Origin of the sequence: Pseudomonas sp. BF-B-15 (assembly GCF_019946675.1) — a bacterium.
Lineage (GTDB): Bacteria > Pseudomonadota > Gammaproteobacteria > Pseudomonadales > Pseudomonadaceae > Aquipseudomonas > Aquipseudomonas migulae.
On record NZ_JAGYFZ010000087.1, the window covers coordinates 1 to 26,372 of the forward strand.

The following is a 26,372-nucleotide window of genomic DNA, read 5'->3' on the forward strand; positions in this document are numbered from 1 at the left end:
CAGTAAAGAACTGCACAATCCCTGTGGGAGCGAGACCGGCTTGCCGGCGATGGCGGATTGTCAGGCGACTCATATGTTGACTGACACATCGCCATCGCCGGCAAGCCGGTCTCGCTCCCACAGGTTTCGTTGCGCTGAAATTAACTCAAAATGATGGCATTCATCTACAGGACAGCGAACGTGCCTTGTGCTTTTGCGACGAGTTTGTCGCCCTGCATCACGTCGGCTTCGACCACCAGCGTGCGGCGGCCCGGGTGGATCACCCGCGCCGTGCACATCACCTCGCCGTCGGAAACGGCGCGGATGTAGTTGATCTTGCACTCGATGGTCGCGCTCTGCTGGTCAAAGCCGTGGGTGCTGGAACAGGCCAGCCCCATGGCAATGTCCACCAGGCTGAACAAGGCCCCGCCGTGCAGCTTGCCGCCGCGATTGCGCAGTTCGGGTTCAAGCGCCAGGGCGACTTGCGCCACCCCGGTTTCCAGGCTGTGCAAGCGACAGCCCAGCAGCTTGAAAAACGCGCTTTCGGTCAGCCCGGCCGGGATCTCCATCAGCGTTTCTTCAACTGCTTGGCGTTAGCGAACAGCGAAGCCATGGCGTTGTTGGATGGGGCCGCCGCCGTGGTTTCCTTGCGCGGTGCAGTGTTCTGGGACTGGCGCGGTGCCGACCCCGGACGCGCACCACGGGCACCGTCGATTTTCTCGCCCGGAGTGTCGCTCATGCGCATCGACAGGCCGACGCGTTTGCGCGGGATATCGACTTCCATGACCTTCACTTTCACCACGTCACCGGCCTTCACCGCTTCACGCGGGTCCTTGATGAACTTCTCCGAAAGCGCAGAGATGTGCACCAAACCGTCCTGATGCACGCCGATATCGACGAATGCACCGAAGTTGGTCACGTTGGTCACGACGCCTTCGAGGATCATGCCCAGTTGCAGGTCCTTGAGGTCTTCGACGCCTTCCTGGAACTCGGCGGTCTTGAACTCAGGACGCGGGTCGCGGCCAGGTTTTTCCAGCTCTTGCAGGATGTCGGTGACCGTCGGCAGACCGAAGGTTTCGTCGGTGTACTTCTTCGGATCAAGACGCTTGAGGAAGCTCGCGTCGCCGATCAGCGAGCGAATATCCCGATCGGTTTCAGCAGCGATGCGTTGCACCAGCGGATAGGCTTCCGGGTGAACCGCAGACGAATCCAGCGGGTTGTCGCCGTTCATCACGCGTAGGAACCCGGCCGCCTGTTCGAAGGTTTTTTCACCCAGACGCGCCACTTTCTTCAACGCTGCGCGAGTTTTGAACGCACCGTGCTCGTCACGGTGGCTGACGATGTTCTGCGCCAGGGTCGCGTTGAGGCCGGAGATACGGGCCAGCAGCGCCACGGAAGCGGTGTTCACGTCGACGCCGACGGCGTTCACGCAGTCCTCGACCACAGCGTCCAGGCCGCGCGCCAGTTTCAGCTGCGACACGTCGTGCTGGTACTGGCCGACACCGATGGATTTCGGATCGATTTTAACCAGCTCGGCCAGCGGATCCTGCAAGCGACGGGCGATGGACACCGCGCCACGGATCGACACGTCGAGGTCCGGGAATTCCTTCGAAGCCAGTTCCGACGCCGAGTAAACCGATGCGCCGGCCTCGGAGACCATGACTTTGGTCATCTTCATGGCTGGGTATTTTTTGATCAGTTCAGCGGCGAGCTTGTCGGTTTCGCGGCTGGCGGTACCGTTGCCGATGGCGATCAGGTCCACCGAGTGCTTGGCGCACAGGGCGGCGAGAATCGCCAGGGTCTGATCCCACTTGTTGTGCGGCACGTGCGGGTAAACCGTGGCGTGATCCAGCAGCTTGCCGGTGGCGTCGACCACGGCGACCTTGCAACCGGTGCGCAGGCCCGGGTCGAGGCCCAGGGTGGCACGCGGGCCGGCCGGAGCCGACAGCAGCAGGTCGTGCAGGTTGTGTGCGAACACGTTGATCGCTTCGGTTTCCGCGCCATCGCGCAGCTCGCCCAGCAGATCGGTTTCGAGGTGGGTGTAGAGCTTGACCTTCCAGGTCCAGCGCACCACTTCGCCCAGCCATTTGTCGGCGGCGCGGTTCTGGTTCTGGATGCCGAACTGTTGACCGATCATGCCTTCGCACGGGTGCATGGTGCCCGGCAGTTCGTCGCCGACTTTCAGCGCGGAGCTGAGAATGCCTTCGTTGCGGCCACGGAAAATCGCCAGCGCGCGGTGCGACGGCATGCTTTTCAGCGGTTCGTCGTGTTCGAAATAGTCGCGGAACTTGGCGCCTTCCTCTTCCTTGCCGGCGATCACGCGGGCACTGAGAGTGGCTTCTTGCTTCAAGTAGTTGCGCAGTTTGTCCAGCAGGCCGGCGTCTTCGGCGAAGCGCTCCATGAGGATGTACTTGGCGCCTTCGAGGGCCGCCTTCACATCGGCCACGCCTTTTTCGGCGTTGATGAAGCGTGCGGCTTCGGTGTCCGGGGCCAGCGAGGGATCGTTGAACAGGCCGTCGGCCAACTCGCCGAGGCCGGCTTCCAGGGCGATCTGGCCCTTGGTGCGGCGCTTCTGCTTGTACGGCAGGTACAAGTCTTCGAGGCGGGTCTTGGTGTCGGCGAGCTTGATGTCGCGTTCAAGTTGCGGGGTCAGCTTGCCTTGCTCTTCGATGCTGGCGAGGATGCTGATGCGCCGTTCGTCGAGTTCTCGCAGGTAGCGCAGACGCTCTTCCAGATGACGCAACTGGATGTCATCGAGGCTGCCGGTCACTTCTTTCCGGTAACGGGCGATGAAGGGAACGGTAGAGCCTTCATCGAGTAGCGCGACGGCCGCTTCGACCTGTTGTGGGCGTACGCCGAGTTCCTCGGCGATGCGGCTGTTGATGCTGTCCATAAAACCACCTGACAAATTGTGAAAGCAGGCTCGCGGGCGCGGGGATAAAGGCTCGGCGAGTCTGGTTGAGCGGCCTGGCCTGCGCCGCTACCTGGATCAACAGGCATCCCGTTGACCCGTGAAATCGAACAATTACTGCCGTGGCGATGAAAATAAAAAGCCGCCGCGACGGTAACGATCAGACGTTGCCTGACACAAAAGGCCGCGCATTATAACCAGCGTTCTGTCATTCGGGGGCATCACAGGCTGTAGGCACAATGCCCGGATTTCTGGCGGTGAAGGAAAAATCTGCTAACAATGCACACGGTGCGTATAACGGCAGCTACGCCATAATGCGCGCCGAGATCAAAGGAGCATCCAATGAGCAGCACTGCAAACATTGCTGAAGGCGAAAAAATTCTTATCGTTGACGACGATCCGGGGCTCAGCAGCCTGCTGGAACGCTTTTTCGTCAGCAAGGGCTACCGCGCCCGCGCCGTACCGAACACCGAACAAATGGACCGCCTGCTGGCGCGTGAAGTGTTCAACCTGGTCGTCCTCGACCTGATGCTGCCCGGCGAAGACGGTCTGACCGCCTGCCGCCGTCTGCGCGGCGCGAACAATCAGATTCCGATCATCATGCTCACCGCCAAGGGCGACGAGCTGAGCCGCATCAAGGGCCTTGAACTGGGCGCCGACGATTACCTGGCCAAGCCGTTCAACCCGGACGAGCTGATGGCTCGCGTCAAAGCGGTCCTGCGTCGTCAGTCGGCGCCGGTGCCGGGTGCGCCGGGCAGCGAAGACGAAAGCGTGACCTTCGGTGACTACGAGCTGTCCCTGGCGACTCGCGAACTGAAACGCGGTGACGAAGTGCACATGCTCACCACCGGTGAGTTTGCGGTGCTCAAGGCCCTGGTCATGAACGCGCGTCAGCCACTGACTCGCGACAAACTGATGAATCTGGCCCGTGGCCGCGAGTGGGATGCCCTGGAGCGTTCCATCGACGTGCAGATTTCCCGTCTGCGCCGGATGATCGAGCCTGATCCGTCCAAGCCGCGTTACATCCAGACTGTCTGGGGCGTGGGCTACGTGTTCGTTCCGGATGGCGCCGCCACCAAGTGATCGGCGATTTGTAGGAGCGGGTCGTGCGGATGATGTTGTCCGCAGACTCGCGATCCGCAATATGCGAGCATCGCTCGCTCCTGCAAGTGTGTAGCGGTTATTCATGAAAACCCCGGTTTGGTTCCCCCAGAGTTTCTTCTCCCGCACCCTGTGGCTGGTGCTGATTGTCGTCCTGTTTTCCAAGGCGCTGACCCTGGTTTATCTGTTGATGAACGAAGACGTGCTGGTGGATCGTCAATACAGCCACGGCGTCGCCCTGACGCTGCGCGCCTATTGGGCGGCCGATGAAAACAATCGCGACAAGATTGCCGAAGCCGCGACCCTGATCCGGGTGGTGGGCACCGGCGTGCCGGAAGGCGAGCAACACTGGCCTTACAGCGAGATCTATCAGCGGCAGATGCAGGCCGAACTCGGCGCCGACACCGAGGTGCGATTACGCATGCACTCGCCGCCAGCGCTGTGGGTCCGGGCGCCGAGCCTGGGCGATGGCTGGCTGAAAGTGCCGCTGTATCCGCATCCTTTGCGTGGCCAGAAAATCTGGAACGTGCTCGGCTGGTTCCTTGCCATTGGTTTGCTGTCCACCGCCTCGGCGTGGATCTTCGTCAGCCAGCTCAATCAACCCTTGAAGCGCCTGGTCTATGCCGCCCGCCAACTTGGCCAGGGTCGCAGCGTGCGCCTGCCGATCAGCGACACACCGAGCGAGATGACCGAGGTGTACCGCGCGTTCAACCAGATGGCCGAAGACGTCGAACAGGCTGGCCGCGAGCGCGAGCTGATGCTGGCCGGGGTGTCCCATGACCTGCGAACACCGCTGACTCGTTTGCGCTTGTCGCTGGAACTGATGGGCGACCACAGCGACCTGACGGACGACATGGTCCGCGACATCGAGGACATGGACGCGATTCTCGACCAGTTCCTCGCGTTCATCCGCGATGGCCGTGATGAATCGGTGGAAGAGGTGGACTTGAGCGATCTGGTCCGCGAAGTCGCCGCGCCGTTTAACCAGAATGAAGAGAAAGTACGCCTGCGTCTGGAGCCGATTCAGCCGTTTCCGCTGCGTCGCGTGTCCATGAAACGGTTGCTGAACAACCTGATCGGCAATGCGCTGCATCACGCTGGCAGCGGTGTTGAGGTGGCGGCTTATGTGTCTGGGGATGTCAGCGCCCCGTATGTGGTGCTGAGCGTCATGGACCGTGGGGCGGGGATTGATCCGTCGGAGCTGGAGGCGATCTTCAATCCGTTTACCCGTGGGGATCGTGCTCGCGGTGGTAAAGGGACCGGGTTGGGTCTGGCCATCGTGAAGCGGATTGCTTCGATGCATGGCGGGAATGTTGAGTTGCGCAATCGTACTGGCGGTGGGCTGGAAGCGCGGGTGCGGTTGCCGTTGGGGTTGATGCTGCCTCGGGATGCGGTTTAAAGGGCCGGCATCTTTGACGGGGCTGAAGGCCCCTTCGCGGGCAAGCCTCGCTCCTACAGTGGAGTGCGATCAACTGTAGGAGCGAGGCTTGCCCGCGAAGGCGGCATCCCTGCCGCCGCAAAGTCAGGATCAGCCCTTACCCTTGGTCCGAGTCATATTCGGCCCACCATTCTTCTCAAGATGCTCAATGATGATCCCCGCCACATTCTTCCCTGTGGTGGTTTCAATCCCTTCCAGCCCCGGCGACGAATTCACTTCCATCACCAACGGCCCGTGATTCGAACGCAGAATATCCACACCCGCCACCGCCAGTCCCATCACCTTCGCAGCGCGTAATGCAGTCATGCGTTCTTCCGGCGTGATCTTGATCAGGCTGGCGCTGCCACCGCGATGCAGGTTGGAACGAAACTCCCCAGGCTTGGCCTGACGCTTCATCGCCGCAATCACCTTGTCGCCGACCACAAAGCAGCGAATGTCCGCACCGCCGGCTTCCTTGATGTATTCCTGAACCATGATGTTCTGCTTGAGGCCCATGAACGCCTCGATCACCGATTCCGCCGCCGTTGCGGTTTCGCACAGCACCACGCCGATGCCCTGGGTGCCTTCCAACACCTTGATCACCAGCGGCGCGCCGTTGACCATGTCGATCAGGTCGGGAATGTCATCCGGAGAGTGGGCAAACCCGGTGACCGGCAAACCGATCCCGCGGCGCGAGAGCAATTGCAGCGAACGCAGTTTGTCCCGCGAGCGGGCAATGGCCACCGATTCGTTAAGCGGGAACACCCCCATCATTTCAAACTGACGCAGTACCGCGCAGCCATAGAACGTTACCGACGCACCGATCCGGGGGATCACCGCATCGAAACCTTCCAGCGGCTTGCCGCGGTAGTGGATCTGCGGTTTGTGGCTGGCAATGTTCATGTAGGCGCGCAGGGTGTCGATCACCACCATTTCATGGCCACGCTCGGTACCGGCTTCGACCAGACGACGAGTGGAATACAGACGCGGGTTCCGCGACAGCACAGCGATCTTCATGCAACACCTGTGGAGGAGGTAGATACCGGGAACACCGGCTTGTCTTGTACATACTTAATGCCCGGATTGACCACCAGTTGGCCATCGATCAGGGCTTTGGAACCGAGAAGCAGGCGATAACGCATGGACTTGCGGCAGGCGAGTGTGAACTCGACGGGCCAGACCCGATCACCGAGGGCCAGGGTGGTGCTGACCACGTAACGCTTCTGCGCCTGGCCGTTGGAGCTCTTGATGGATTTCATCGTCACCAGCGGTGCTTCACAGCGTCGGTGTCGCAACTGCACTACCGTGCCCAGGTGCGCGGTGAAGCGCACCCACTGTTCGCCGTCGCGCTCGAACGGCTCGATGTCAGTGGCATGCAGGCTGGAGGTGCTGGCACCGGTGTCGATTTTTGCCCGCAGGCCCGCAACTCCCAAACCCGGGAGCGCCACCCACTCGCGCAGACCGACAACGGTCAAATGGTCAAATGTCTTCAAAGGTACTCAACCGGTGGATACCGCTGGGGCCGCACGCGGCCGGATTCGCGGTATTCACGCAGAATAATGGTTAAAAGGCGACAGATATCTACAGCCCGGAATTCCACCCCTGCAAGCGAGGTGTGGCGTGCGCATTGTAGTACGGGTCGGTGGAAATCCTGGCACGACAGAAACGGTAGTACAGTTCACCAATATTTCAGAATGAGGAAATTCCATGGCACAAAAAAGCGAAGAGGACGACAAGGTCCGTCTCGATAAGTGGTTGTGGGCCGCGCGTTTTTATAAAACACGTGCCTTGGCGAAAGCGGCGATTGAAAGTGGCAAGGTGCATTGCCGGGGTGAGCGTTGCAAGCCGGGCAAAGAGCCGCGGATCGGCGACGAGTTTCAGATTCGCGCAGGGTTCGAGGAGCGCACGGTGGTGGTCCAGGCGTTATCGATCGTGCGCCGTGGTGCGCCGGAAGCTCAGACCTTGTACGCCGAAACCGAAGCCAGCATCGCCAAGCGCGAAGCGGCTGCGGCGATGCGCAAGGCGGGCTCGCTGGGCGTGAGCACCGACGGCAAGCCGAGCAAGAAGCAGCGGCGGGATCTGTTTAAATTTCGTGGGAGCAGCAACGACGAGTGAGGCTGTTGCTTCTGCGTTGTCTGGGCTGACGCTATCGCTGGCAAGCCAGCTCCTACAGGAGATTGCGTTACGTTTGAACGACGCGGTCACTGTAGGAGCTGGCTTGCCGGCGATCGAGTGCGCAGCACTCGCCCTCCAACGAAAAAATCGGGCGCTACGCACCATATTTCTCCGACGACTAGCATCCCCAACCACCGCATCGAACGGTCGCAGACTTGCAATTACCCGAATGCGCAGCCATATCGGGTGAATCGCCACCGGCGAATCGAGTGGATGGAAAGCCACTCGTCGAAAATCACACACAGCCTCTGACCTGTAGGCCATAACCAGAAGGCCAGCAGCGCCACCGGCACAAAGTTGCACAGCGCTACCGGCAGACGTTCCACCTTGCTTGGAACAAAACCGGATTGTTCATAAAATGCCTCCCATGGCTGAACAGTGCGCACCAAAACGGTGCTACAGAGGCGCGATTTTCTCGTTTGTAACCTTTTTATCATTTACTTCAGATACCCAGACCTATGACCGATCTACCGGATACCGACTACACCCAACGCTTCATCTTCGATGACAGCGACACCCGCGGCGAGCTGGTTTCGTTGGAGCGCAGCTACGCCGAGGTCCTTGCCAAACACCCGTATCCGGAGCCGGTTGCGCAACTGCTTGGCGAACTGATGGCCGCCGCGTCGTTGCTGGTCGGCACCTTGAAGTTTGATGGTCTGCTGATTCTTCAGGCGCGGTCCGACGGCCCGATCCCGTTGCTGATGATCGAATGCTCCAGCGAACGTGACATCCGTGGTCTGGCCCGTTACGAGGCTGACCAGATCGCCCCCGACGCCACCCTCGCCGACCTGATGCCCAACGGCGTATTGGCGCTGACCGTCGACCCGACCGTGGGCCAGCGTTATCAGGGCATCGTCGACCTGGATGGCGAAACCCTCTCGGAGTGCTTCACTAACTACTTCGTGATGTCGCAACAGGTGGGCACGCGTTTCTGGCTGTACGCCGATGGCCGTCGCGCCCGTGGCCTGTTGCTGCAGCAACTGCCTGCCGACCGCCTGAAAGACGAAGAAGAACGCGCCGCCAGCTGGCAGCACATCACCGCGTTGGGCAGTACCCTGACCGCCGATGAATTGCTCGGTCTGGACAACGAAACCGTGCTCCATCGTCTCTACCATGAAGAGCAGGTCCGGCTGTTCGATGTGCAGAAATTGCGCTTCCGTTGCAGCTGCTCGCGCGAACGTTCTGCCAATGCTCTGGTCAGTTTGGGTCTGGAAGATGCGCAGAGCCTGGTCGTCGAACACGGTGGCAACATCGAGGTCGACTGTCAGTTCTGCAATGAACGTTACCTGTTCGACGCCGCCGATATTGTTCAATTATTCGCCGGTGCGGGCGTCGACACGCCGTCAGATACCCGTCACTAAAACGGTTCAGCGCAGGTAAATTCACTGGAAAGTGCCGGAATAACGCCGTTACGACGGGAGGGCCCTACTTTTTTTGGGCGTTTCTGGCATAATCCGGCCCACTTTTTTCGCGGTAGTAGTGCACGACTTTCTACTACAAAACGTTTGGAGCACTCGGCCACTGGCCGACGGGGAACCTCATGACGCAAGCCAATAACGCCGTGTACACCGATCTGAGTGTTGATGATCTGGTTAAAGAAGCCCTGAATCGCGGTGAAGGCGAGCTTGCCGATACCGGCGCGCTGGTTGTTCGCACCGGTCACCGTACCGGTCGCTCGCCAGTCGATCGTTTCATCGTTGAAGAGCCGACCACCCAGGCCGCTATCGCCTGGGGCCCGATCAACCGCAAGTTCCCGGCCGACAAGTTCGATGCCCTGTGGGCTCGCGTCGAGGCGTTCAACAACGCGCAAGATCATTTCGTTTCCCACGTGCATGTAGGCGCGGCCGAAGATCACTACCTGGCCGTGAAGATGACCACCCAGACTGCCTGGCAGAACCTGTTCGGTCGTTGCCTGTTCATCAACCCGGCCCAGTACAACCCGGCGGGTCGTGCTGAGTGGCAAGTGCTCAACGTTGCCAACTTCGAATGCGTGCCAGAGCGTGACGGCACCAACTCCGACGGTTGCGTGATCATCAACTTCGCACAGAAGAAAGTGCTGATCGCCGGCATGCGTTACGCCGGTGAAATGAAGAAAGCCATGTTCTCGGTGCAGAACTTCCTGCTGCCGGCCGCTGACGTACTGCCGATGCACTGCGCCGCCAACATCGGCGAAGCGGGCGACGTGACCCTGTTCTTCGGCCTGTCCGGCACCGGTAAAACCACCCTGTCGGCCGACGAAAGCCGTTACCTGATCGGTGACGACGAACACGGCTGGGGCGAAGGCGTTGTCTTCAACATCGAAGGCGGTTGCTATGCCAAGTGCATCGACCTGTCCGAGAAGAACGAGCCGGTCATCTGGAAAGCCATCAAGCACGGCGCAGTCCTGGAAAACGTCGTGATCGACGACGCCAAGCACGCCGACTACGCCGATGTCAGCCTGACCCAGAACAGCCGCGCAGCCTACCCGCTGGAGCACGTTGCCAAGCGTTCCGAGAAGAACCTCGGTGGCGAGCCAAACGCTGTGATCTTCCTGACCTGCGACCTGACCGGCGTACTGCCGCCAGTGTCGATCCTCAGCGAAGAACAAGCGGCCTACCACTTCCTGTCCGGCTACACCGCACTGGTGGGCTCGACCGAAATGGGTTCCGGCAGCGGCATCAAGTCGACCTTCTCCACCTGCTTCGGCGCACCGTTCTTCCCGCGTCCGGCCGGCGAATACGCAGAACTGCTGATCAAGCGCATCCGCGGCTTCGGCTCCAAGGTCTACCTGGTCAACACCGGCTGGACCGGCGGCGGCTACGGCGTCGGCAAACGCTTCAACATCCCGACCACTCGCGGCGTCATCGCAGCGATCCAGAGCGGCGCGTTGATCGGTGCTGAAACCGAACACCTCGACACCATCAACCTCGACGTGCCACTGGCCGTACCGGGCGTTGAAACTGGCCTGTTGAACCCACGTAACACCTGGGCTGACAAGGCTGCTTACGATGAAGCGGCTAAAGCACTGGCCGGGTTGTTCGTTGAGAACTTCAAGAAGTTCGAAGTGAGCGACGCGATCAAGGCTGCTGGGCCGAAGTTGTAAGAGTTGGTTTGATGTAATGAAAAAGCCGCCCTTTGGGGCGGCTTTTTTGTGGGTAACGCATTACCTGTAGGAGCCAGCTTGCTGGCGATAAACCCAAGTGCGCCGCGTTTATCCAGACAGCACGCGTTATCGTTAACCACCATCGCCAGCAAGCTGGCTCCTACAGGTATTGGATTCCGTAAGATGCCTTTTTTGTGGGGGCGGCTCAGGTTTTCAGGTGCAAAACGAACGCGCCCACCAACACCAGAACCACGCCAAGCACCTGTAACTTTGCCAGCCTTTCCTTGAAAAATACGTACCCCAGAATCGCCGCGATTCCTCCAGACAACGTACTGATCACGGTCACCACCGAAACCGATCCTGCCACCGCGCCCCAGGCGAAAGAAGAAAACCCACCCAGGTTCATCAAGCTGGCGCCGGTCAGCGTCATGCAGTTTTTCAGCGGTGGAATTTTCAGTCCGTCCTCGATCCTCAGGACGATCACCACCAGCACGATCAGACCAACCAGATAAGCGAGCCAAAGCATCGTCACCGGACCAAGGACCGGAAGCACAAAGTGGCCTTGCAGCCAGAAACTGGTGCCGTAGAAAACCGCGGCCAGCAACGCATAGGCAATCGAGCTGCTGGCTTGAGTGGTGTGTGGGATTTTCGAGTCGGAATGAATGCTGGAGAGAATCACCCCGATCACGCACAGAGCAATGCAAAGCAGCTGAATCAGGCTGATCTGCTCACCTCCGGCCCAGGACAGCAACGTCGTCACAACGCCATAAGAAGTTACCAGCGGCGCAACGATGGACGCTTTGCCGAGGGCAAAGGCTTTGGACAACGCGAGGGCACCAGACACCGTCAGCACCGCGGCGACAATGCCGAACAGCCAGACAGTGAGTGACGCGGATATCGATTTGAGGATGAACGCGGGGAAGGCAAGCAACAGCAGGCTCATGATGCTGAAACCCAGCGCCTGACCGAAATACACCGCGCGTTTGACGCCCACTGCGCGGGCATTCAAACCCACCAGAAAATCCGTGCCGCCCCACAGTAAGGCGGCGAGTAAACCCATCAGTACGTCCACGCTATGTCCTTATAGGTGTGTGCTGCGGACGTTAGAAGCCTTCCAGCGTCTGAGTGTCCCAGCGTCGGGCCTTGATGGCCTGGTAGAGCATGTCGATGGTAAGCGGGACTTTGTCGCCACGCCCCTTGGCCCTGCGTTTGAGGAAGACATCGTAGCCTTCGGGTTGGAAGTAGCGATAGGCGTCGTAATCGATGAGGTCGATGGCGAACTGTTCCTCCAGTGCTTCCATCAGGTTTTGAGCATCGGCACCGTCGCAGCCCAGGTCGAAGTTGATCGAGGTGGTGAGGCTGATGGTTTTGCGTTCGGGCAGGCCGAGTTCCTCGTGCAGCAGCTGCATGAGCAGGTGCATGGTTTGGTCGTCGGGGAAATTGGAGGCGAGGTTCATTCGGGGGCGTCCGGTTGGGCTTGGGCGGATCTTATTGGTCGTCAGGTGTGGTGGGAAGGGCAGGAGCAGATTGTGACGGATTGTCTTCCCGGTATTTGGCGAGCACTTCCTCTCGCGCAGGAAGTGGAGTGAGGATGTCCTCTGGCGACGTGTCGAATCCTGCGAGGCGCAGGCAAGCCGGCTCCCACAAGGGTTCGGCTTACCTGTTAGCGCTTAGCGTCAGGCAGGGGCTTTCCAGCCCATCATGCGTTGCTGGGCGACTTTTAGCAGGTCGCAGCCATCCTGGGTCAGGAGGTAGAGCGCGTGGGTGATGTGGGGGATGTCTTCTAGATCGCCTTGCTCGAAGGATTGGCAATGCAGGGTTCGGAGTAGTTCGCTGGAGGCTCGGATGCGCTGGAGGGCGGCTTCGAGGATGTCTTGCGGGTTGGCTTCTGTGTCGATGATCAGGGGTGGGGAATCGGTGAGGTTGGTTTGGAGTGGGCGGTAGCGATCGGTGAGCGGGTTCCAGGTATTCATTTGAATTTTCTCTTTTATGTAGCTGAAGACCCGCCACTATCGTGACCAAACGATGGGTGGCGGACTGTGTTCAGGTTGGTCAACCAGGGAGAGAAAACCCGGGTACGCAGAAGCGTCCCAAACACAGCCGCCATAAAGCGTGCCGACACAAAAGAAGTCGGCAGCATACAAGGGCATGCATAAGTTTTCTCTCAAATTCAGGTGACCAAACCTGAGTCGCTGAATTGGCAGCGACGGTCCGACTATAGATATGAGCTGCCGGTTGACGATAGGCGACAAGGTGTCTTGTGTTGTAGGACCGGGATGAAGCTTTGATAGGGCGTTGCCTACGGAGTTATCCCCAGCCGAAATTTTTAGTCAGGTACACCGCGTTATCGTTCTTCGCGGGCAAGTCGGGTCGCCGCATCGCTCGCTCCTACAGAAGGGGTGGTGGGCATTAGCCGGCGGTGAGTTTTGGGAGGCGTTGGCGGGCGATGTCGAGGAGTTCGTTGCCGTCCTGGGTCAGCAGGTAGAGGGCGTTGACGATGTTGGGGATGTCGCTTGCGTCGGCCTGTTTGAAGCACAGGCAATACAGGGTTTCGAGCAGGTCGCTGGCGGCGTGGATGCGTTGGCGGGCGGCGTCGAGGATTTCGTGTGGGTCGGCCTCGGTGTCGATGACCAGGACCGGGGTGTCGCTGTAGCTGCTTTTGAGGGGGCGGTAGCGGTCTTGCATCGGGAGCAGTCCTTTGGGAAGTCGGGCAGGCCGACACACTGTTTCAGCCGCGCCGAAAACTATGAAGGGGACGGCGGGCTGCGGCAATACAGCCGCAATCGACAGAGTGTGTAGGGGATTTACTGGTCTTCGGGCATTGGCCCTACGTGATTCCCGAGGTTTTTTTCACCGAAACCCCTACTGGTGAAATTTCCTACGTGTTTATCAGGCGCGGCGCAGTAAACCTCTGTATGGTGCGCGCCAGAATCTGTAGGGCATTTCGAAAATGCCTGGTTAGGCACTTAAAGGGAATTAGGTATGCAGTGGCTACGTATGGCCTCGGTTTTGTTGTTGTGGGCGGGTGTTTGTCGTTTGACGGGCGCGGCCGACGCTGGCAGTTCGATGATGCTGGCCAACATGGCCCGCACCGGTTGGCCGGATGCTCTCACCACGCAGGCGAACATGGACACCGCGTCCCGCGCTGAGGTGCTGATGTTCGGCAAGGCGTTGCTGGCCAGCGAATCGCTGGACGAACAGGGGCTGAAACAGCGTCTGGGCGTGCAGGCATTGAAGCTCAAGTCTGTGCGACAAGTGCGTGACGGGTTGTGGGATAGGTTGCTGACCACCTACCGCAACGCCAGTCAGAACTGCGACGGCGAACCGTTCTGCCCGCGTGTGCGAAGCGTCGCTGATTTGCGTCAGTTGGCGGCGGCGTTCACCGGCGAAATCAGCCCGGCCCATGCGGTGTGGGCGAGCAAGAGCCAGGTGTTTCATGAGCAGATGTTGAATGAACAGCTGCGGGTGGCGGTGTTGGTGCCCTGAGACATTTCATGATTATTGTGGTGATTGGGCTGGCGTCATCGCGAGCAGGCTCGCTCCCACAAGGGTTTTGGGTCATACGCAAAATCCGTTTTCACTGACGATCAACTGTAGGAGCTGGCTTGCCAGCGATGGCGATCTACCGGTCGCCATATTCCTCAACCCCCGCAATCCCCTCCGCGCTATCCGCTGTATCATCCCGTATCGTTTTTGCCCCCGACCTTTTCTCGACTCGCTGCGATCACCGGCTAGGCTTTGGGCTTCGCAGCGGTCAACGGAGTGACAGCTTATGCACAACACCCTGGAACAGGTTTTCGGTTATCCACAGTTTCGACCCGGCCAGGAGGCGGTGGTCAGCGCGGTGATGGCCGGGCGCTCGGCGGCGGCGATTTTCCCTACGGGTTCAGGCAAGTCCCTGTGTTACCAGATGTCGGCGGTGTTGCTGCCGCACCTGACGCTGGTGGTCTCGCCGCTGCTCGCGTTGATGCAGGATCAATTGGCGTTTCTGCAGCGCCATGGCATTTCGGCAGGCAGTATCGATTCGGCTCAAAGCCGCGATGACGCCGGTGACGTGATGGCTCGCGCCAAGTCCGGCGAATTGAAGATTCTGATGATTTCCGTGGAGCGCCTGAAGAACGAGCGCTTCCGCAATTTCTTGCAGCAAGTGCCCATCTCGCTGCTGGTGGTGGACGAGGCGCATTGCATCTCGGAGTGGGGCCATAACTTCCGCCCCGACTACCTCAAACTCCCGGACTATCAGCGTCAGTTCAACATTCCTCAAGCGCTGTTGCTGACCGCCACCGCGACCCCGAAAGTGATCGCCGACATGGAGGCGAAATTCGCCATTGCCCCGCAAGACGTGGTGACCACCGGCTTCTACCGGCCAAACCTCAATTTGCTGGTGGAACCGGTGCGCGGTCAGGACAAACGCCGACGCTTGGTCGAATGGATGAGCGAGCGTCCCAACCAGCCGAGCATCGTCTACGTCACGCTGCAGAAAACCGCTGAACACATCGCCGAACACTTGAATCGCAACGGTATTCAGGCCGAGGCCTATCACGCCGGTTTACCCCACGAACAACGCGAAGCCATTCAGAAACGATTCATGGGTGGCCAGTCCAATTGCATCGTCGCCACCATCGCCTTCGGCATGGGCATCGACAAGAGCGACATCCGCAACGTGGTGCATTTCGACCTGCCCAAATCCATCGAAAACTACAGCCAGGAAATCGGTCGCGCCGGGCGTGACGGGCAGCCATCGGACTGCCTGGTACTGGCCAACCGCGACAGCCTCAACGTGCTGGAAAATTTCGTCTACGGCGACACGCCGGAGCTGGAAGGCATCCGTCATGTGCTCGACGAATTGCAAGCCGCCGTGCCCGAGGGGCATTGGGAGTTTCTGCTAGGGCCGTTGGCCGATCAGAGCAACATTCGCCAGTTGCCGCTCAAGACCTTGCTGGTGCAATTGGAGCTGCGCGGGATCATCGCCCCGCGTTACGCCTATTACGCTGAATATCGCTTCAAGTATTTGCTGGAGCCGGAAGACTTGCTGGCCCGCTTCGAGGGCGAGCGCAAGGATTTCGTCGCGGCCATCATCCAGACCTCCAGCCGCGCGCGGACCTGGGCGACGGTGAATTTCGATGCGCTGTACGAGCAGCATCAAGCCGAGCGCAATCGGGTGGTCAAGGCGTTGGATTACTTCCAGGAAAAGGGTTGGGTCGAGCTGGAAAGCAAGCAGATGACCGAGGTCTACAGCCTGCTGCAAACGGCATTCGACATTCAGGCGCTGAGTGCCGAACTGCATGATTGTTTCACCCGGCATGAACGCACCGAGATTGCGCGGATTCACGCCATGCTGGACCTGTTCGCCACTGACCACTGCCTGGGTAATCGCCTGGCCGAATACTTCGGTGACGAAAACTCGCCGCAGCAGTGCGGGCATTGTTCGGTGTGTCATGGGCACGTGGCGCGGCTGCCCTCACCGCCGGAGTTGCCGACGCTTGTGGATAAAAACTTCGAGGCGCTGTGTGGTGGATTTATCCACAGGCACGAGCAGCACACCGGCAGCATTCCTCCCGCTGAGCGGGTGACACGGTTTCTGTGCGGGATCAGTGTGCCGCTGTTCACCAAGCTCAAGGCTCGGTCGATTCCGGGGTTTGCGGCGCTGGAAGAGTATCCGTATGGCGAGGTACGGACTTGGGTCGAGCAACACCTCTCAGGCTGAACCGTACCCCTGTAGGAGCCGGCTTGCTGGCGATTAGGCCATCAGCCATTGCGGTGACCTCGGGGACGCCTTCGCGGGCAAGTCGAATCGTCGCACCGCTCGCTCCTACAGGGATGTCAGTGTCTGGCGGACGTGCATCCATCCGCTGAATGTCCCCCATCACAGGAATAAATTTCAAAAAAGCCGGGTGGCTGACTATGGTGGGGTCTGTCTTTGGATCGCCAACAAGAGAACAACCATGAGCCAGACACCGTTCAACATTCAGCGCGCTGCCGTCATCGGTGCGGGCACCATGGGCCGTGGCATTGTCATGTGCCTGGCCAATGCCGGGGTGCCGGTGCAGTGGGTCGATAACAATCCGCAGATGCTTGAGCAGGCACTGGCCACCGTGGCTGAGACCTACGCGCACAACGTGCGGCAGGGACGGATTGATCAGGCTGAAGCGGATGCGCGCATTGCACGGGTCACGGCGGCTGCCGATTACGCAGCGATCCGCGAGGTCGATCTGGTGATCGAAGCGGTTTACGAAAACCTCGAGCTCAAGCAGAGAATCTTCCGCGAGCTGGATGGCCTGCTCAAGCCCGAAGCCATACTGGCCAGCAACACGTCAGCGCTGGATATCGACGCCATTGCTGCCGCCACCCGCCGCCCGAAACAAGTACTGGGCCTGCACTTCTTCAGCCCGGCGCACATCATGAAACTGCTGGAAATCGTTCGTGGCGCACAGACTTCACCGGCGGTGCTGGAAGCCGCGCTGGACCTGGGCAAACGCATGGGCAAGGTCAGCGTGGTGTCGGGCAACTGCGAGGGCTTCATTGGCAACCGCATGCTCAAAACCTACGTGCTGGAAGCACGCAAGATGCTGCTTGAAGGCGCTTATCCCTATCAGGTGGATGCGGCGTTGCAGGGGTTCGGTTTCGCCATGGGGCCGTTCCGCATGTACGACGTGGTTGGTATCGACCTCGAATGGCGGGCTCGGGAGCTGGCGGGCAAGGGGCAGGATGCGCCGCAGGTTCAAGTGGATAACCGTCTGTGCGAACTGGGCCGTTTCGGGCAGAAGAGTGGCAACGGCTATTATCACTACGAAGCGGGCAGTCGCCAGGCTGAGCACGATGTGCAGGTGGATGCGCTGGTGCTGAAGGTCAGCGAAGGATTGGGTTTCCAGCGTCGCGAGATCGGGCCTGAGGAAATTCTGGAGCGTTGCTTGCTGGCACTGGTCAACGAGGGGGCGAAGATTCTTCAGGAAGGGATTGCGGCGTCGGCGCATGACATCGATCTGGTTTACCTCAACGGTTATGGTTTTCCGGCGGACAAGGGCGGGCCGATGGCCTGGGCGGATCAGCAGGGGTTGGTGGATATTCATCAGCGGCTACTGCAGCTGGAAACCAAACAGGGTGACCACTGGCAGCCGACGCGGTTGATCGGGGAGTTGGCGGTGGTGGGCAAGGGGTTTGCTGATCGGTAAGTGGTGTATTGACCGTGGTGGCGCCATCGCTGGCAAGCCAGCTCCTACAAGGTCCTCGCTATCCTGTAGGAGCTGGCTTGCCAGCGATGATAGCGACACGGTCTACTGGCCATCCAACTTCAGGAACCGACGCTGATGCCCCAACGCACCGACTACCCGCACTTCCAGCCCATCACCACGCGCTGGCACGACAACGATGCCTACGGTCACGTCAACAACGTCACCTACTACAGCTTCTTCGACACAGCGGTGAACACCTACCTGATCGAAGTCGGCGGCCTGGATATTCATGACGGCGAAGTCGTGGGTTTTGTGGTGAGTTCGGCTTGCGATTATTTTGCTTCAATCGCTTTCCCCGACCGGATCGAGATCGGTTTGCGCGTGGGTAAGTTGGGCAACAGCTCGGTGCAATACGAATTGGCGGTGTTCAAGGCCGGTGAAGACGAAGCCTGCGCCGCGGGGCGTTTCGTGCATGTGTTTGTGGATCGGGTGTCGAATCAGCCCGTGGCGATTCCTGCCGGGTTGCGCGGTGCGCTGGAGCGATTGGCGGTTTGAGGGGCAAAAAAAATCGCAGCCCTTGGGCTGCGATTTTTTTGATCTACCGGTAAACGAGGCGATTCAAGCCTCAGTCGTGATAGCGATGTTTGTGCTTGCGGTGGCCATAAGCATGGCCGCGACCCGGATGGTCATCCCGGTAATAGCGACGATCACCATGACCGCGATAGGAACGACGATCATCGTCATCATCATCGCTTTTGTTGCCCATGTAGTTACCCAGCGCGCCACCGGCGCCGCCGCCTGCTGCGGAGCCGATCAGGCTGCCGGTGGTGCCGCCCATGCTGCGGCCGACCACGTTACCGCCTGCTGCGCCCAACGCACCGCCAATGGCCGCTTCGCCACGGCTGCGTTTGTCTGCGCCGACTGCGCTACCACCCGCGCCGCCCAGGGCCGCGCCAATGGTTGAACCTGTGTTGCCGCCTAGCGATTGACCGACGACCGAGCCCAAAACCCCGCCCAATGCGCCGCCCACACCTGCTTCGGTGGTGCCTCCGGCAGAAGCGAAGCCACTGACCAGGCCAAGGGACAACAAGAGAATCGAGGAGAACTTCATTTGAGGAACCTCAAGGGGATGACGGCGCGATCCTGAGGCTGTGTCGTAAGGCTGACAATCGAAATCCGACGAGTAACACGACTTCAGCACATTTCTATAAGTTACTGTTTTTTAGCTGGAACTTAAGTGTTTTTCGCCGGTCTTTAGTTACTTCGGAATGGCCGTTTTTGTGAAAAAACGGCCTTTTTTGTGGGCGATTGGAAAGTAATCGGGCGGTGCGGATACAGGTGTAGTCGTGTCGGATGCTTTCGCGGGCAAGCCTCGCTCCTACAGGTTTTGCCGTGACCGTGAGATCACTACTGATCTGTAGGAGCGAGCGGTGCGGCGATCCGACTTGCCCGCGAAGAGGCCAGACCTGCTGCCGCGTTACGCAGACTTCGCCAAAATCAACCCGATCTCACTCGCCGCTTCCAACCGGATCGCCACAAACTTCGACGTCGGCGTATGGCTGCCATCCCCAGTGCTCTCCAGCGGCACCAGCGGATTCACTTCCGGGTAGTACGCCGCCGCTTGCCCCGCAGGAATATCAAACGCCAGCAGTGTGAAGCCTTTCACCCGACGCTCACGACCATCGTCCCAGATCGAAACGATGTCGGCCTTCTGCCCCGGTTTGAACCCCAGGCGAATAATATCCGCCTCGTTCACAAACAACACATCACGCTGACCTTTCACGCCGCGATAACGGTCGTCGAGGCCATAAATGGTGGTGTTGTACTGATCGTGGGAACGCATCGACTGCATGATCAGGTCCGGCAACACGCCTGTGGAGCGCGTGCGCTCGTGCACCAGGTCCTTGGGCAGGACGTTCGCACGGAAATTCGCCCGGCCCGACGCGGTGTTCCAGCGACGGGAACCGGCACTGTTGCCGAGGTAGAAGCCGCCCGGATTCTTGATCTTCTCGTTGAAGTCCTTGAAGCCCGGAATCGTATCGGCAATCAGGTCACGGATGCGCGAGTAATCGGCCACCAGCCAGTTCCAGTCCACCGGCTTGCTGCCCAGGGTCGCGGCAGCGATGCCGGCGATGATCGCAGGTTCGGAGCGCATCTGGTTCGACAGCGCCTGCAACTGGCCGTTGGAGGCGTGGACCATGCTGAACGAATCTTCCACGGTCACCGCTTGCGGGCCTTCGGTCTGGATATCGATGTCGGTGCGGCCCAGGCACGGCAGGATCAGTGCTTCCTTGCCGTGAGCCAAATGGCTGCGGTTGAGCTTGGTGCTGATCTGTACGGTCAGGTCGCAGTTGCTCAGAGCCTGGAAGGTGCGCGTGCTGTCCGGAGTGGCCTGGGCGAAGTTACCGCCCAGAGCGATGAACACTTTTGCACGACCTTCGGCCATGGCATGAATCGCCTCGACCACGTTGTGGCCGTTTTCGCGCGGCACTTTGAACTGGAAGCGACGTTCCAGGGAGTCGAGGAACGCCACCGGCGGACGCTCGTTGATGCCCATCGTGCGGTCGCCCTGCACGTTACTGTGGCCACGCACCGGGCACAGGCCGGCACCGGGGCGGCCAATGTTGCCGCGCAGCAGCATCAGGTTGGCGATTTCCTGGATGGTCGCAACCGAATGGCGATGTTGGGTGATACCCATCGCCCAGCACATGATCACGTTCTTGCCTTTGGCATACATGCGCGCCGCTTGCTCGATTTCCACGAGCGTCAGGCCGGACTGCTCGACGATCTGCTCCCACGGCGTATCGTCGACAGTGCCCAGGTACTCCAGCACGTTGACACTGTGTTCATTGAGGAAGTCGTGGTCGAACACGGCAGGCTCACCGGCTTTCTGCGCGTCGCGCTCCCATTGCAGCAGGAATTTCGCCATGCCGCGCAGTACCGCCATGTCGCCGCCCAAGGCCGGACGGAAATAGGCGGTGTTGGTCGGTTTGTCGCCGTTGGTGAGCATTTCGATCGGGTGTTGCGGGTGCTGGAAACGTTCCAGGCCGCGTTCTTTGAGCGGGTTGATGCACACCACTTGCGCGCCACGTTTCACGGCTTCACGCAGCGGTTCGAGCATCCGTGGGTGGTTGGTGCCGGGGTTCTGGCCCCAGACGAAAATCGCATCGGCGTGTTCGAAGTCGTCGAAGGTCACGGTGCCTTTACCGACACCAACGCTCTGCGCCAACGCGACACCGCTGGCCTCGTGGCACATGTTCGAACAGTCGGGGAAATTATTGGTGCCATAGGCGCGCACGAACAACTGATAGAGAAACGCCGCTTCGTTGCTGGCACGTCCCGAGGTGTAGAACTCGGCTTGGTCCGGGCTCGACAAACCGCGCAGATGTTTGGCGATCAGGGTGAAGGCGTCATCCCAGCTGATCGGTTGGTAGCGATCGGTTTCGGCGTTGTAGCGCATCGGCTCGGTCAGGCGCCCCTGATATTCGAGCCAGTAATCGCTTTGTTCCAGCAGCGAGGTGACGCTGTGTTTGGCGAAGAATGCCGGGTTGACGGCCCGTTTGGTCGCTTCCCAGTTCACCGCTTTGGCGCCGTTCTCGCAGAACATCACCATGCCCTTTTCCGGCGAATCGCCCCAGGCGCAACCCGGGCAGTCGAAGCCGCCGTTCTGGTTGGTCTTGAGCATGATGCGCAGGTTTTTCAGCGCGTTGTCGCTGGTCAACCAGGCCTGGGCGACGCTGATCAGTGCGCCCCAGCCACCGGCTGGGCCCTTGTAGGGCTTGTAGCGGGGGACGGGTTTCTGGTCGGCTTGACGGTGTTGACTCACGCTTGATTCTCCAAAGCCGGGCTGTAGACCCGCGGCGCATTCTTCTGTGGCAGATGGATAAGGTTCAGGTTGTGACGACGGGCCCATTGCACGGCAAGGCCCGTGGGCGAGGACAGGCTGACCAGGGTCTGGATGCCTGCGCGCAGTACTTTCTGGATCAATTCGAGGCTGCAACGACTGGTGACAATCGCCAGGCCGCCAGAGGTCGGGATCTTTTGCCGGATCAGCCCGCCAATCAGCTTGTCGAGCGCGTTGTGCCGGCCGATGTCTTCGCGACCCAGCAGCAATTCGCCATGAGCGTTCATGAACACCGCCGCATGCACCGCGCCGCAATGCTGGCCGAGTGGCTGGAAAGCGCCGATACGCTGGCGCAAACCGTCGAGCCATTCGGCGGGCGGCAGTGGTGCACCGGGCAACACCTTGAGGTCTGGCAGAGCCTGTTCGACCGCTTCCACGCCGCAGAGCCCGCAACCGCTGGTGCCGGCCAGTTGCCGACGTTGCTGCTTGAGGTTCCAGAAGGCGCGGTTGGCGATGGTCACTTGCGCGTACTGCGCCGACCCCGAACCGCTCAGTTGCAGGTCATAAATGTCGGAGGCGTCTTCGATGATGCCGCTGCCGAGGCTGAAACCGACGATGAAGTCTTCCAGGTCCGTCGGCGTCACGAGCATCACTGCCTGACTGATACCGTTATAGGCAATCGCCAACGCGACTTCCTCGGCGAGCGCGGTGCTGGCCGATTCGGTGTATTGAAAATCGCTGTAACTGTACGTTTGGCTGGCGGCGGGCGCGGGCGTTTCGAGGGCTGGCGCCGCGCAAACAGGACGCTTGGCGTTCATGGGGGCATCACCGACGGTTTAGTCAGCTTTAAGCCTATGCGCGACAAGTTGTCGCGTCTAATCGCTATTACTGATCTGCCGATAGATGGCGTCGATCAAGAGCTTGTCATTGATTGTTGATAGATCGCGAAACAGGCCTCCGCCAACGCCGAGCGCGGTGCGCTGCGCCGCATGATCAGCCCCAGCCGGCCGAGGGTCTGGGCGTTTTCGATCGGTTGCAGGCGCAGATGGTCTGTCAGGTTTTCCAGGCCGCCTTCGAGCGGCATCACGGCGCAACACAATCCACCATGAACAGCTTGTAACAGTTGATGCACGGCATCGGTTTGCAACAACGGCTGCGGAGTAAGGCCGCGGCTGTGGAAATTGTGGTCGATGGACTGGCGGAAATGCATGCCGCTGGTGAGCATGCCCAGCGGCAATTCGATCAGCGACTCCCAGCTCAGCGGCGCCTCGCCGAAGGTAAAGAAGCGCTGATCGTAGAGCAGGCCCATGCGGGTTTCGCTGAACGCCAGGGAATCGAAACGTTCGGCGTCCAGACGCTCCAGGTACGACACGCCAAGATCCAGGCGATTGTTCGCCAGTTGTTCGAGGATCTGTTCGGAGCTCAGCGCCGAGAGTTCGAAGCGCAGGTTCGGGTGTTCGCCGTGCAAGCGTTGCAGCAGCGGCAGCGGGTCGAAACTCGACAACGGCACCACGCCCAGACGCAGCGTACCGACCAGGTTGCCGCGACAGGCGGCGGCTTCGGCCTGCAAGCCGTCGTAGGCCGCGAGCACCGTGCGCGCCCACGCCAGCACCCGTTCGCCCGGCGCGGTGAAGCCTTCGAAGCGCTGGCCACGGTTGACCAACGGTAGCTCGAGTTCTTCTTCAAGGCTGCGCAAGCGCATGGACAGGGTCGGCTGAGTGACGTGACAACGTGCAGCGGCCTGACCGAAATGCCGGGTTTCGTCGAGGGCGATGAGGAATTTCAGCTGCTTGATGTCCATCTTCGCTCCAGGGCGCGGGAAGGTCGGGATTCTAGCGCCTGGGGGCAAGCGGCGTCATTGGTCGGGTAGGAACCGGGTGTTGCAACCTTGGTCTAGGCTTTTGCGTCTGGAACCAAAAACCAAGGAGAGTGCACCATGAGTATTTTTAGCTTTGTGAAGGAAGCAGGCGAAAAGCTTATCGATTTGCTGACGCCGGGTAACGCCAATGCCAGCGAGCAGTTGAAGGAACACATCAGCAAGGTCGGCCTGGGCAATCCGAATGTGCAGGCGACGGTAGAGGGCGACAAAGTCACGGTGACCGGTGAGGTGGCGAGCCAGGAAGAGAAAGAAAAAATCCTGCTGGCGGTGGGCAATATCGCCGGTGTCGGCAGTGTGGATGATCAGATTGCGGTGACCGGACCTGCGGTCGTCGCCGCGAAATTTGTCACGGTTGTGAAGGGCGACACCCTTAGCGCGATTTCATTGCGCGTGTATGGCGATGCCAACAAGTATCAAAAGATTTTCGAGGCCAACAAGCCGATGCTCAAGGATGTGAACAAGATTTATCCGGGGCAGTCGTTGCGGATTCCTGAGTAAGGTTTAAGACCGCGTTATGGCCTTCGCGGGCAAGCCTCGCTCCTACAGGTTATCGCCTCGTTCACGAACGACGCCTAACCTGTAGGAGCGAGGCTTGCCCGCGAAAGGCGCGACTCGGTCTAAAGCCCCGCTATCAGCTCACGATAATCAACCACCGCCGCAAACTCCGCCGTGTCCTTCGGCCCCTTGCGGCTGTCCGGCTCCTTCACCGCCAACAAATGCGCGACCCCAAAATCCCGCGCACTGCGCAGGATCGACAATGTATCGTCGATAAACAGGCTGCGCGCCGGATCAAAACCGATATCCGCCTGCAATGCCTGCCAGAATTGCGGATTCTCTTTGGGAAAACCGTAATCATGCGAGCTGATCAACCGCTCGAAATACGGCGCCAGTTCAATTCGTTCCAGTTTCAGTGACAGCGAATCCCGGTGTGCATTGGTGATCATCACCACCCGCTTGCCGGCCTGCTTGATCGCCGCAAGGAACGTATCCGCGTCCGGGCGCAACGCGATCAGGTGTGCGGTTTCAAGTTTCAGCTCGCGCACCGGCAGCTTCAGTTCGGCGCTCCAGAAATCCAGGCAATACCACTGCAACTGGCCGGCATGGCGTTCAAACAGCGGCTGCAATTCCATCTCGGCCATGGCCCGGCTCACCCCGTGCAATTCGGCGTAACGCTGGGGCAGGTGTTCCAGCCAGAAATGGTTGTCGAAGTGCAGGTCCAGCAGCGTGCCGTCCATATCGAGCAGAACGGTGTCGATGTCTCGCCAGGGCAGCAGGGACATAAAAAACTTCTCCAGCGGTAAAAGAGATATCCGAGGTCAACAATCAGGATAGGCCGGGTATAGTAACGCGTTCACGCCAAGGAGCTTTTCATGCGCCAGAAACCCACCATCCTCGCCCGCGAGATCGTCGCCACCAGCCGCTTGTTCTGCGTCGAAGAGCTGAAATTGCGCTTTTCCAATGGCGTGGAGCGCACCTATGAGCGGCTGGTCGGCAAAGGCGCCGGGTATGGCGCGGTGATGATCGTGGCGATGCTCGACGCAGATCACGCGGTGCTGGTCGAGGAATATTGCGGCGGCACCGATGAATACGAGATGTCGCTGCCCAAAGGCTTGATCGAGCCGGGTGAAGACGTGCTGGCGGCGGCCGAGCGTGAGCTCAAGGAAGAAGCCGGGTATGGCGCGCGGCAACTGGAACACCTCACCGAGCTGTCCTTGTCGCCGGGCTACATGAGCCAGAAGATTCAGGTGGTGTTGGCCACCGAACTGTACGAAGAACGGCTTGAAGGCGACGAGCCTGAACCGATGCGCGTGGACAAGATCAACCTGCGAGAGCTGTCGGCCCTGGCCCAGAACCCGAAATTCACCGAGGGCCGTGCCTTGGCGGCGCTGTACCTGACCCGAGATTTGCTGACCCAGCGCGGAGTGTTCCTGCCATGATTTTCCCTCATCCATTGATGGCGCCAGTGATTGAACTGGCATTGAAGGCTGGCGACGCGATCCTGCCGTTCTGGCGCACCGGCACGACCGTGACCGCCAAGGCCGACGATTCACCGGTCACCGCTGCCGACCTGGCCGCTCATCATCTGATTCTGGCCGGGCTGACCGCGCTGGACCCGAGCATCCCGGTGTTGTCTGAAGAAGACGCCAACATTCCGCAGAGCGTGCGTGCCGGCTGGCAGCGCTGGTGGCTGGTGGATCCGCTGGACGGCACCAAGGAGTTCATCTCGGGCAGCGAAGAATTTACCGTCAACATTGCGTTGATCGAGCAGGGGCGAGTGGTGTTTGGTGTGGTGTCGATGCCGACCAATGGACGCTTCTACGTCGGTGGTGCCGGTCTGGGCGCTTGGCGTGGTGATAAGGACGCCGAGCCGCTGCCGATTCAGGTTCGCACCGTGCCCGCCCCAGGAGAGGCCTTCACGGTCGTCGCCAGCCGTCGGCATTCGAGCCCTGAGCAAGAGCGCTTGCTCGCCGGGTTGAGCGACAGCTTGGGTGAGCTGCAACTGGCCAATATCGGCAGTTCGCTGAAGTTTTGTTTGTTGGCGGAAGGGGCGGCGGATTGTTACCCGCGTCTGGCGCCGACTTCGCAGTGGGATACGGCGGCGGCCCAGGGTGTGCTGGAAGGGGCGGGCGGTGAAGTGCTGGAGTTGAGTGGCGTGCCGTTCAGCTATCCGGCGCGGGAGTCTTTGCGGAACGCGTTTTTCCTGGCGCTGCCAGCGAAAGCCGCCTGGCGCGAAAAACTTCTGAAGCTCGCCACCTTGTAGGAGCCGGCTTGCTGGCGATCCAGTCGATGCGGTGGAACAGATGCACCGCGT

Annotated in this window: 25 protein-coding genes and 1 pseudogene; 12 read left to right on the plus strand and 14 right to left on the minus strand. The window is 60.0% G+C overall.

Annotated features, from left to right (window positions below):
- Positions 1-164: 164 nt before the first annotated feature.
- A complete protein-coding gene (locus KGA97_RS22935; RefSeq protein WP_008019061.1) occupies positions 165-548 on the minus strand; it encodes a PaaI family thioesterase in 384 nt (127 codons plus the stop codon).
- Positions 548-2,872, minus strand: coding sequence for a Tex family protein (locus tag KGA97_RS22940; protein ID WP_223413709.1), 2,325 nt, complete (start codon positions 2,870-2,872; stop codon positions 548-550). Before KGA97_RS22940 ends, KGA97_RS22935 begins: the two co-directional genes overlap by 1 nt.
- A gap of 360 nt (positions 2,873-3,232) precedes the next feature.
- On the opposite strand from KGA97_RS22940, the gene ompR reads away from it, so the two are divergent.
- Entirely contained in the window at positions 3,233-3,973 is a 741-nt protein-coding gene (gene ompR / locus KGA97_RS22945; protein ID WP_008032260.1) for a two-component system response regulator OmpR, read from the plus strand.
- 103 nt (positions 3,974-4,076) lie between these two features.
- Positions 4,077-5,390, plus strand: coding sequence for an ATP-binding protein (locus KGA97_RS22950; RefSeq protein ID WP_192226739.1), 1,314 nt, complete (start codon positions 4,077-4,079; stop codon positions 5,388-5,390).
- A gap of 129 nt (positions 5,391-5,519) precedes the next feature.
- On the opposite strand, the gene rimK is transcribed toward KGA97_RS22950, so the two are convergent.
- Both rimK and KGA97_RS22960 read right to left on the minus strand, forming a co-directional pair.
- Complete coding sequence (gene rimK, locus KGA97_RS22955) at positions 5,520-6,425, minus strand: 30S ribosomal protein S6--L-glutamate ligase (protein ID WP_007949201.1); 906 nt, start codon at positions 6,423-6,425, stop codon at positions 5,520-5,522.
- The gene (locus KGA97_RS22960) at positions 6,422-6,868 is read right to left on the minus strand and encodes an ATP-dependent zinc protease (protein ID WP_177318178.1); all 447 of its coding nucleotides are present in this window, start codon (positions 6,866-6,868) and stop codon (positions 6,422-6,424) included. The genes rimK and KGA97_RS22960 overlap by 4 nt, the downstream gene beginning before the upstream one ends.
- 247 nt (positions 6,869-7,115) lie before the next feature.
- On the opposite strand from KGA97_RS22960, the gene KGA97_RS22965 reads away from it, so the two are divergent.
- Positions 7,116-7,523: an RNA-binding S4 domain-containing protein gene (locus KGA97_RS22965; RefSeq protein WP_008025063.1), complete on the plus strand. Its 408-nt coding sequence runs from the start codon at positions 7,116-7,118 to the stop codon at positions 7,521-7,523.
- Positions 7,524-7,709: 186 nt separating this feature from the next.
- On the opposite strand, the pseudogene KGA97_RS22970 reads toward KGA97_RS22965, so the two are convergent.
- A pseudogene (locus tag KGA97_RS22970) lies at positions 7,710-7,938 on the minus strand (phosphoesterase); the annotation flags it as partial.
- A 103-nt stretch (positions 7,939-8,041) separates the two neighbouring features.
- On the opposite strand from KGA97_RS22970, the gene hslO reads away from it, so the two are divergent.
- Complete coding sequence (gene hslO / locus KGA97_RS22975; protein WP_008025061.1) at positions 8,042-8,944, plus strand: Hsp33 family molecular chaperone HslO; 903 nt, start codon at positions 8,042-8,044, stop codon at positions 8,942-8,944.
- Positions 8,945-9,123: 179 nt separating this feature from the next.
- Positions 9,124-10,665, plus strand: a complete 1,542-nt coding sequence (locus tag KGA97_RS22980; RefSeq protein ID WP_008025058.1) for a phosphoenolpyruvate carboxykinase — start codon at positions 9,124-9,126, stop codon at positions 10,663-10,665.
- A gap of 205 nt (positions 10,666-10,870) precedes the next feature.
- Here the strand turns inward: KGA97_RS22980 and KGA97_RS22985 are convergent, their stop codons facing one another.
- From KGA97_RS22985 to KGA97_RS23005, 4 genes are all read right to left on the minus strand, one after another.
- The gene (locus tag KGA97_RS22985; RefSeq protein ID WP_223481567.1) at positions 10,871-11,725 is read right to left on the minus strand and encodes an EamA family transporter; all 855 of its coding nucleotides are present in this window, start codon (positions 11,723-11,725) and stop codon (positions 10,871-10,873) included.
- 43 nt (positions 11,726-11,768) lie between these two features.
- Positions 11,769-12,122 carry a DUF1493 family protein gene (locus KGA97_RS22990; protein WP_223481562.1) on the minus strand — a complete coding sequence of 118 codons (354 nt, stop codon included), beginning with the start codon at positions 12,120-12,122 and terminating at the stop codon, positions 11,769-11,771.
- Positions 12,123-12,341: 219 nt separating this feature from the next.
- Positions 12,342-12,638: a hypothetical protein gene (locus tag KGA97_RS23000; protein WP_008025053.1), complete on the minus strand. Its 297-nt coding sequence runs from the start codon at positions 12,636-12,638 to the stop codon at positions 12,342-12,344.
- 436 nt (positions 12,639-13,074) lie between these two features.
- The gene (locus KGA97_RS23005; protein WP_008025051.1) at positions 13,075-13,350 is read right to left on the minus strand and encodes a hypothetical protein; all 276 of its coding nucleotides are present in this window, start codon (positions 13,348-13,350) and stop codon (positions 13,075-13,077) included.
- A gap of 297 nt (positions 13,351-13,647) precedes the next feature.
- Here KGA97_RS23005 and KGA97_RS23010 point away from each other — a divergent pair, with 297 nt between their 5' ends.
- From KGA97_RS23010 to KGA97_RS23025, 4 genes are all read left to right on the plus strand, one after another.
- Positions 13,648-14,151, plus strand: a complete 504-nt coding sequence (locus KGA97_RS23010) for a hypothetical protein (protein ID WP_008040133.1) — start codon at positions 13,648-13,650, stop codon at positions 14,149-14,151.
- A gap of 286 nt (positions 14,152-14,437) precedes the next feature.
- Positions 14,438-16,372, plus strand: a complete 1,935-nt coding sequence (locus KGA97_RS23015) for an ATP-dependent DNA helicase RecQ (RefSeq protein ID WP_223481563.1) — start codon at positions 14,438-14,440, stop codon at positions 16,370-16,372.
- A 238-nt stretch (positions 16,373-16,610) separates the two neighbouring features.
- Entirely contained in the window at positions 16,611-17,837 is a 1,227-nt protein-coding gene (locus KGA97_RS23020; protein ID WP_223481564.1) for a 3-hydroxyacyl-CoA dehydrogenase, read from the plus strand.
- A gap of 135 nt (positions 17,838-17,972) precedes the next feature.
- Positions 17,973-18,392, plus strand: coding sequence for an acyl-CoA thioesterase (locus KGA97_RS23025; protein ID WP_207285588.1), 420 nt, complete (start codon positions 17,973-17,975; stop codon positions 18,390-18,392).
- Between the two features lie 70 nt (positions 18,393-18,462).
- Here the strand turns inward: KGA97_RS23025 and KGA97_RS23030 are convergent, their stop codons facing one another.
- The 4 genes from KGA97_RS23030 to KGA97_RS23045 form a co-directional block, all read right to left on the minus strand.
- Positions 18,463-18,948, minus strand: a complete 486-nt coding sequence (locus KGA97_RS23030) for a glycine zipper domain-containing protein (RefSeq protein WP_008025043.1) — start codon at positions 18,946-18,948, stop codon at positions 18,463-18,465.
- A gap of 366 nt (positions 18,949-19,314) precedes the next feature.
- Positions 19,315-21,663, minus strand: coding sequence for an FdhF/YdeP family oxidoreductase (locus KGA97_RS23035; RefSeq protein ID WP_223416026.1), 2,349 nt, complete (start codon positions 21,661-21,663; stop codon positions 19,315-19,317).
- Positions 21,660-22,499 (minus strand): formate dehydrogenase accessory sulfurtransferase FdhD, encoded by an 840-nt coding sequence (gene fdhD, locus KGA97_RS23040; RefSeq protein ID WP_223481565.1) that lies wholly within the window; start codon positions 22,497-22,499, stop codon positions 21,660-21,662. The genes KGA97_RS23035 and fdhD overlap by 4 nt, the downstream gene beginning before the upstream one ends.
- A 95-nt stretch (positions 22,500-22,594) precedes the next feature.
- A complete protein-coding gene (locus KGA97_RS23045; protein ID WP_008025038.1) occupies positions 22,595-23,482 on the minus strand; it encodes a LysR family transcriptional regulator in 888 nt (295 codons plus the stop codon).
- 135 nt (positions 23,483-23,617) lie between these two features.
- On the opposite strand from KGA97_RS23045, the gene lysM reads away from it, so the two are divergent.
- Complete coding sequence (gene lysM / locus KGA97_RS23055) at positions 23,618-24,058, plus strand: peptidoglycan-binding protein LysM (RefSeq protein WP_223481566.1); 441 nt, start codon at positions 23,618-23,620, stop codon at positions 24,056-24,058.
- Positions 24,059-24,177: 119 nt separating this feature from the next.
- On the opposite strand, the gene yrfG is transcribed toward lysM, so the two are convergent.
- The gene (gene yrfG, locus KGA97_RS23060; protein WP_223434911.1) at positions 24,178-24,840 is read right to left on the minus strand and encodes a GMP/IMP nucleotidase; all 663 of its coding nucleotides are present in this window, start codon (positions 24,838-24,840) and stop codon (positions 24,178-24,180) included.
- Between the two features lie 90 nt (positions 24,841-24,930).
- On the opposite strand from yrfG, the gene nudE reads away from it, so the two are divergent.
- Complete coding sequence (nudE, locus tag KGA97_RS23065; protein WP_223434910.1) at positions 24,931-25,497, plus strand: ADP compounds hydrolase NudE; 567 nt, start codon at positions 24,931-24,933, stop codon at positions 25,495-25,497.
- Positions 25,494-26,321, plus strand: a complete 828-nt coding sequence (gene cysQ, locus KGA97_RS23070) for a 3'(2'),5'-bisphosphate nucleotidase CysQ (protein WP_192417226.1) — start codon at positions 25,494-25,496, stop codon at positions 26,319-26,321. The genes nudE and cysQ overlap by 4 nt, the downstream gene beginning before the upstream one ends.
- Positions 26,322-26,372 lie beyond the last annotated feature (51 nt).

Bases quoted from the DNA above. Each gene is read 5' to 3' on its own strand.
- KGA97_RS22935 (WP_008019061.1), bottom strand. From the start codon at position 548: ATGGAGATCCCGGCCGGGCTGACCGAAAGCGCGTTTTTCAAGCTGCTG.
- KGA97_RS22940 (WP_223413709.1), bottom strand. From the start codon at position 2,872: ATGGACAGCATCAACAGCCGCATCGCCGAGGAACTCGGCGTACGCCCA.
- ompR (WP_008032260.1), top strand. From the start codon at position 3,233: ATGAGCAGCACTGCAAACATTGCTGAAGGCGAAAAAATTCTTATCGTT.
- KGA97_RS22950 (WP_192226739.1), top strand. From the start codon at position 4,077: ATGAAAACCCCGGTTTGGTTCCCCCAGAGTTTCTTCTCCCGCACCCTG.
- rimK (WP_007949201.1), bottom strand. From the start codon at position 6,425: ATGAAGATCGCTGTGCTGTCGCGGAACCCGCGTCTGTATTCCACTCGT.
- KGA97_RS22965 (WP_008025063.1), top strand. From the start codon at position 7,116: ATGGCACAAAAAAGCGAAGAGGACGACAAGGTCCGTCTCGATAAGTGG.
- hslO (WP_008025061.1), top strand. From the start codon at position 8,042: ATGACCGATCTACCGGATACCGACTACACCCAACGCTTCATCTTCGAT.
- KGA97_RS22980 (WP_008025058.1), top strand. From the start codon at position 9,124: ATGACGCAAGCCAATAACGCCGTGTACACCGATCTGAGTGTTGATGAT.
- KGA97_RS22985 (WP_223481567.1), bottom strand. From the start codon at position 11,725: ATGGGTTTACTCGCCGCCTTACTGTGGGGCGGCACGGATTTTCTGGTG.
- KGA97_RS22990 (WP_223481562.1), bottom strand. From the start codon at position 12,122: ATGAACCTCGCCTCCAATTTCCCCGACGACCAAACCATGCACCTGCTC.
- KGA97_RS23000 (WP_008025053.1), bottom strand. From the start codon at position 12,638: ATGAATACCTGGAACCCGCTCACCGATCGCTACCGCCCACTCCAAACC.
- KGA97_RS23005 (WP_008025051.1), bottom strand. From the start codon at position 13,350: ATGCAAGACCGCTACCGCCCCCTCAAAAGCAGCTACAGCGACACCCCG.
- KGA97_RS23010 (WP_008040133.1), top strand. From the start codon at position 13,648: ATGCAGTGGCTACGTATGGCCTCGGTTTTGTTGTTGTGGGCGGGTGTT.
- KGA97_RS23015 (WP_223481563.1), top strand. From the start codon at position 14,438: ATGCACAACACCCTGGAACAGGTTTTCGGTTATCCACAGTTTCGACCC.
- KGA97_RS23020 (WP_223481564.1), top strand. From the start codon at position 16,611: ATGAGCCAGACACCGTTCAACATTCAGCGCGCTGCCGTCATCGGTGCG.
- KGA97_RS23025 (WP_207285588.1), top strand. From the start codon at position 17,973: ATGCCCCAACGCACCGACTACCCGCACTTCCAGCCCATCACCACGCGC.
- KGA97_RS23030 (WP_008025043.1), bottom strand. From the start codon at position 18,948: ATGAAGTTCTCCTCGATTCTCTTGTTGTCCCTTGGCCTGGTCAGTGGC.
- fdhD (WP_223481565.1), bottom strand. From the start codon at position 22,499: ATGAACGCCAAGCGTCCTGTTTGCGCGGCGCCAGCCCTCGAAACGCCC.
- KGA97_RS23045 (WP_008025038.1), bottom strand. From the start codon at position 23,482: ATGGACATCAAGCAGCTGAAATTCCTCATCGCCCTCGACGAAACCCGG.
- lysM (WP_223481566.1), top strand. From the start codon at position 23,618: ATGAGTATTTTTAGCTTTGTGAAGGAAGCAGGCGAAAAGCTTATCGAT.
- yrfG (WP_223434911.1), bottom strand. From the start codon at position 24,840: ATGTCCCTGCTGCCCTGGCGAGACATCGACACCGTTCTGCTCGATATG.
- nudE (WP_223434910.1), top strand. From the start codon at position 24,931: ATGCGCCAGAAACCCACCATCCTCGCCCGCGAGATCGTCGCCACCAGC.
- cysQ (WP_192417226.1), top strand. From the start codon at position 25,494: ATGATTTTCCCTCATCCATTGATGGCGCCAGTGATTGAACTGGCATTG.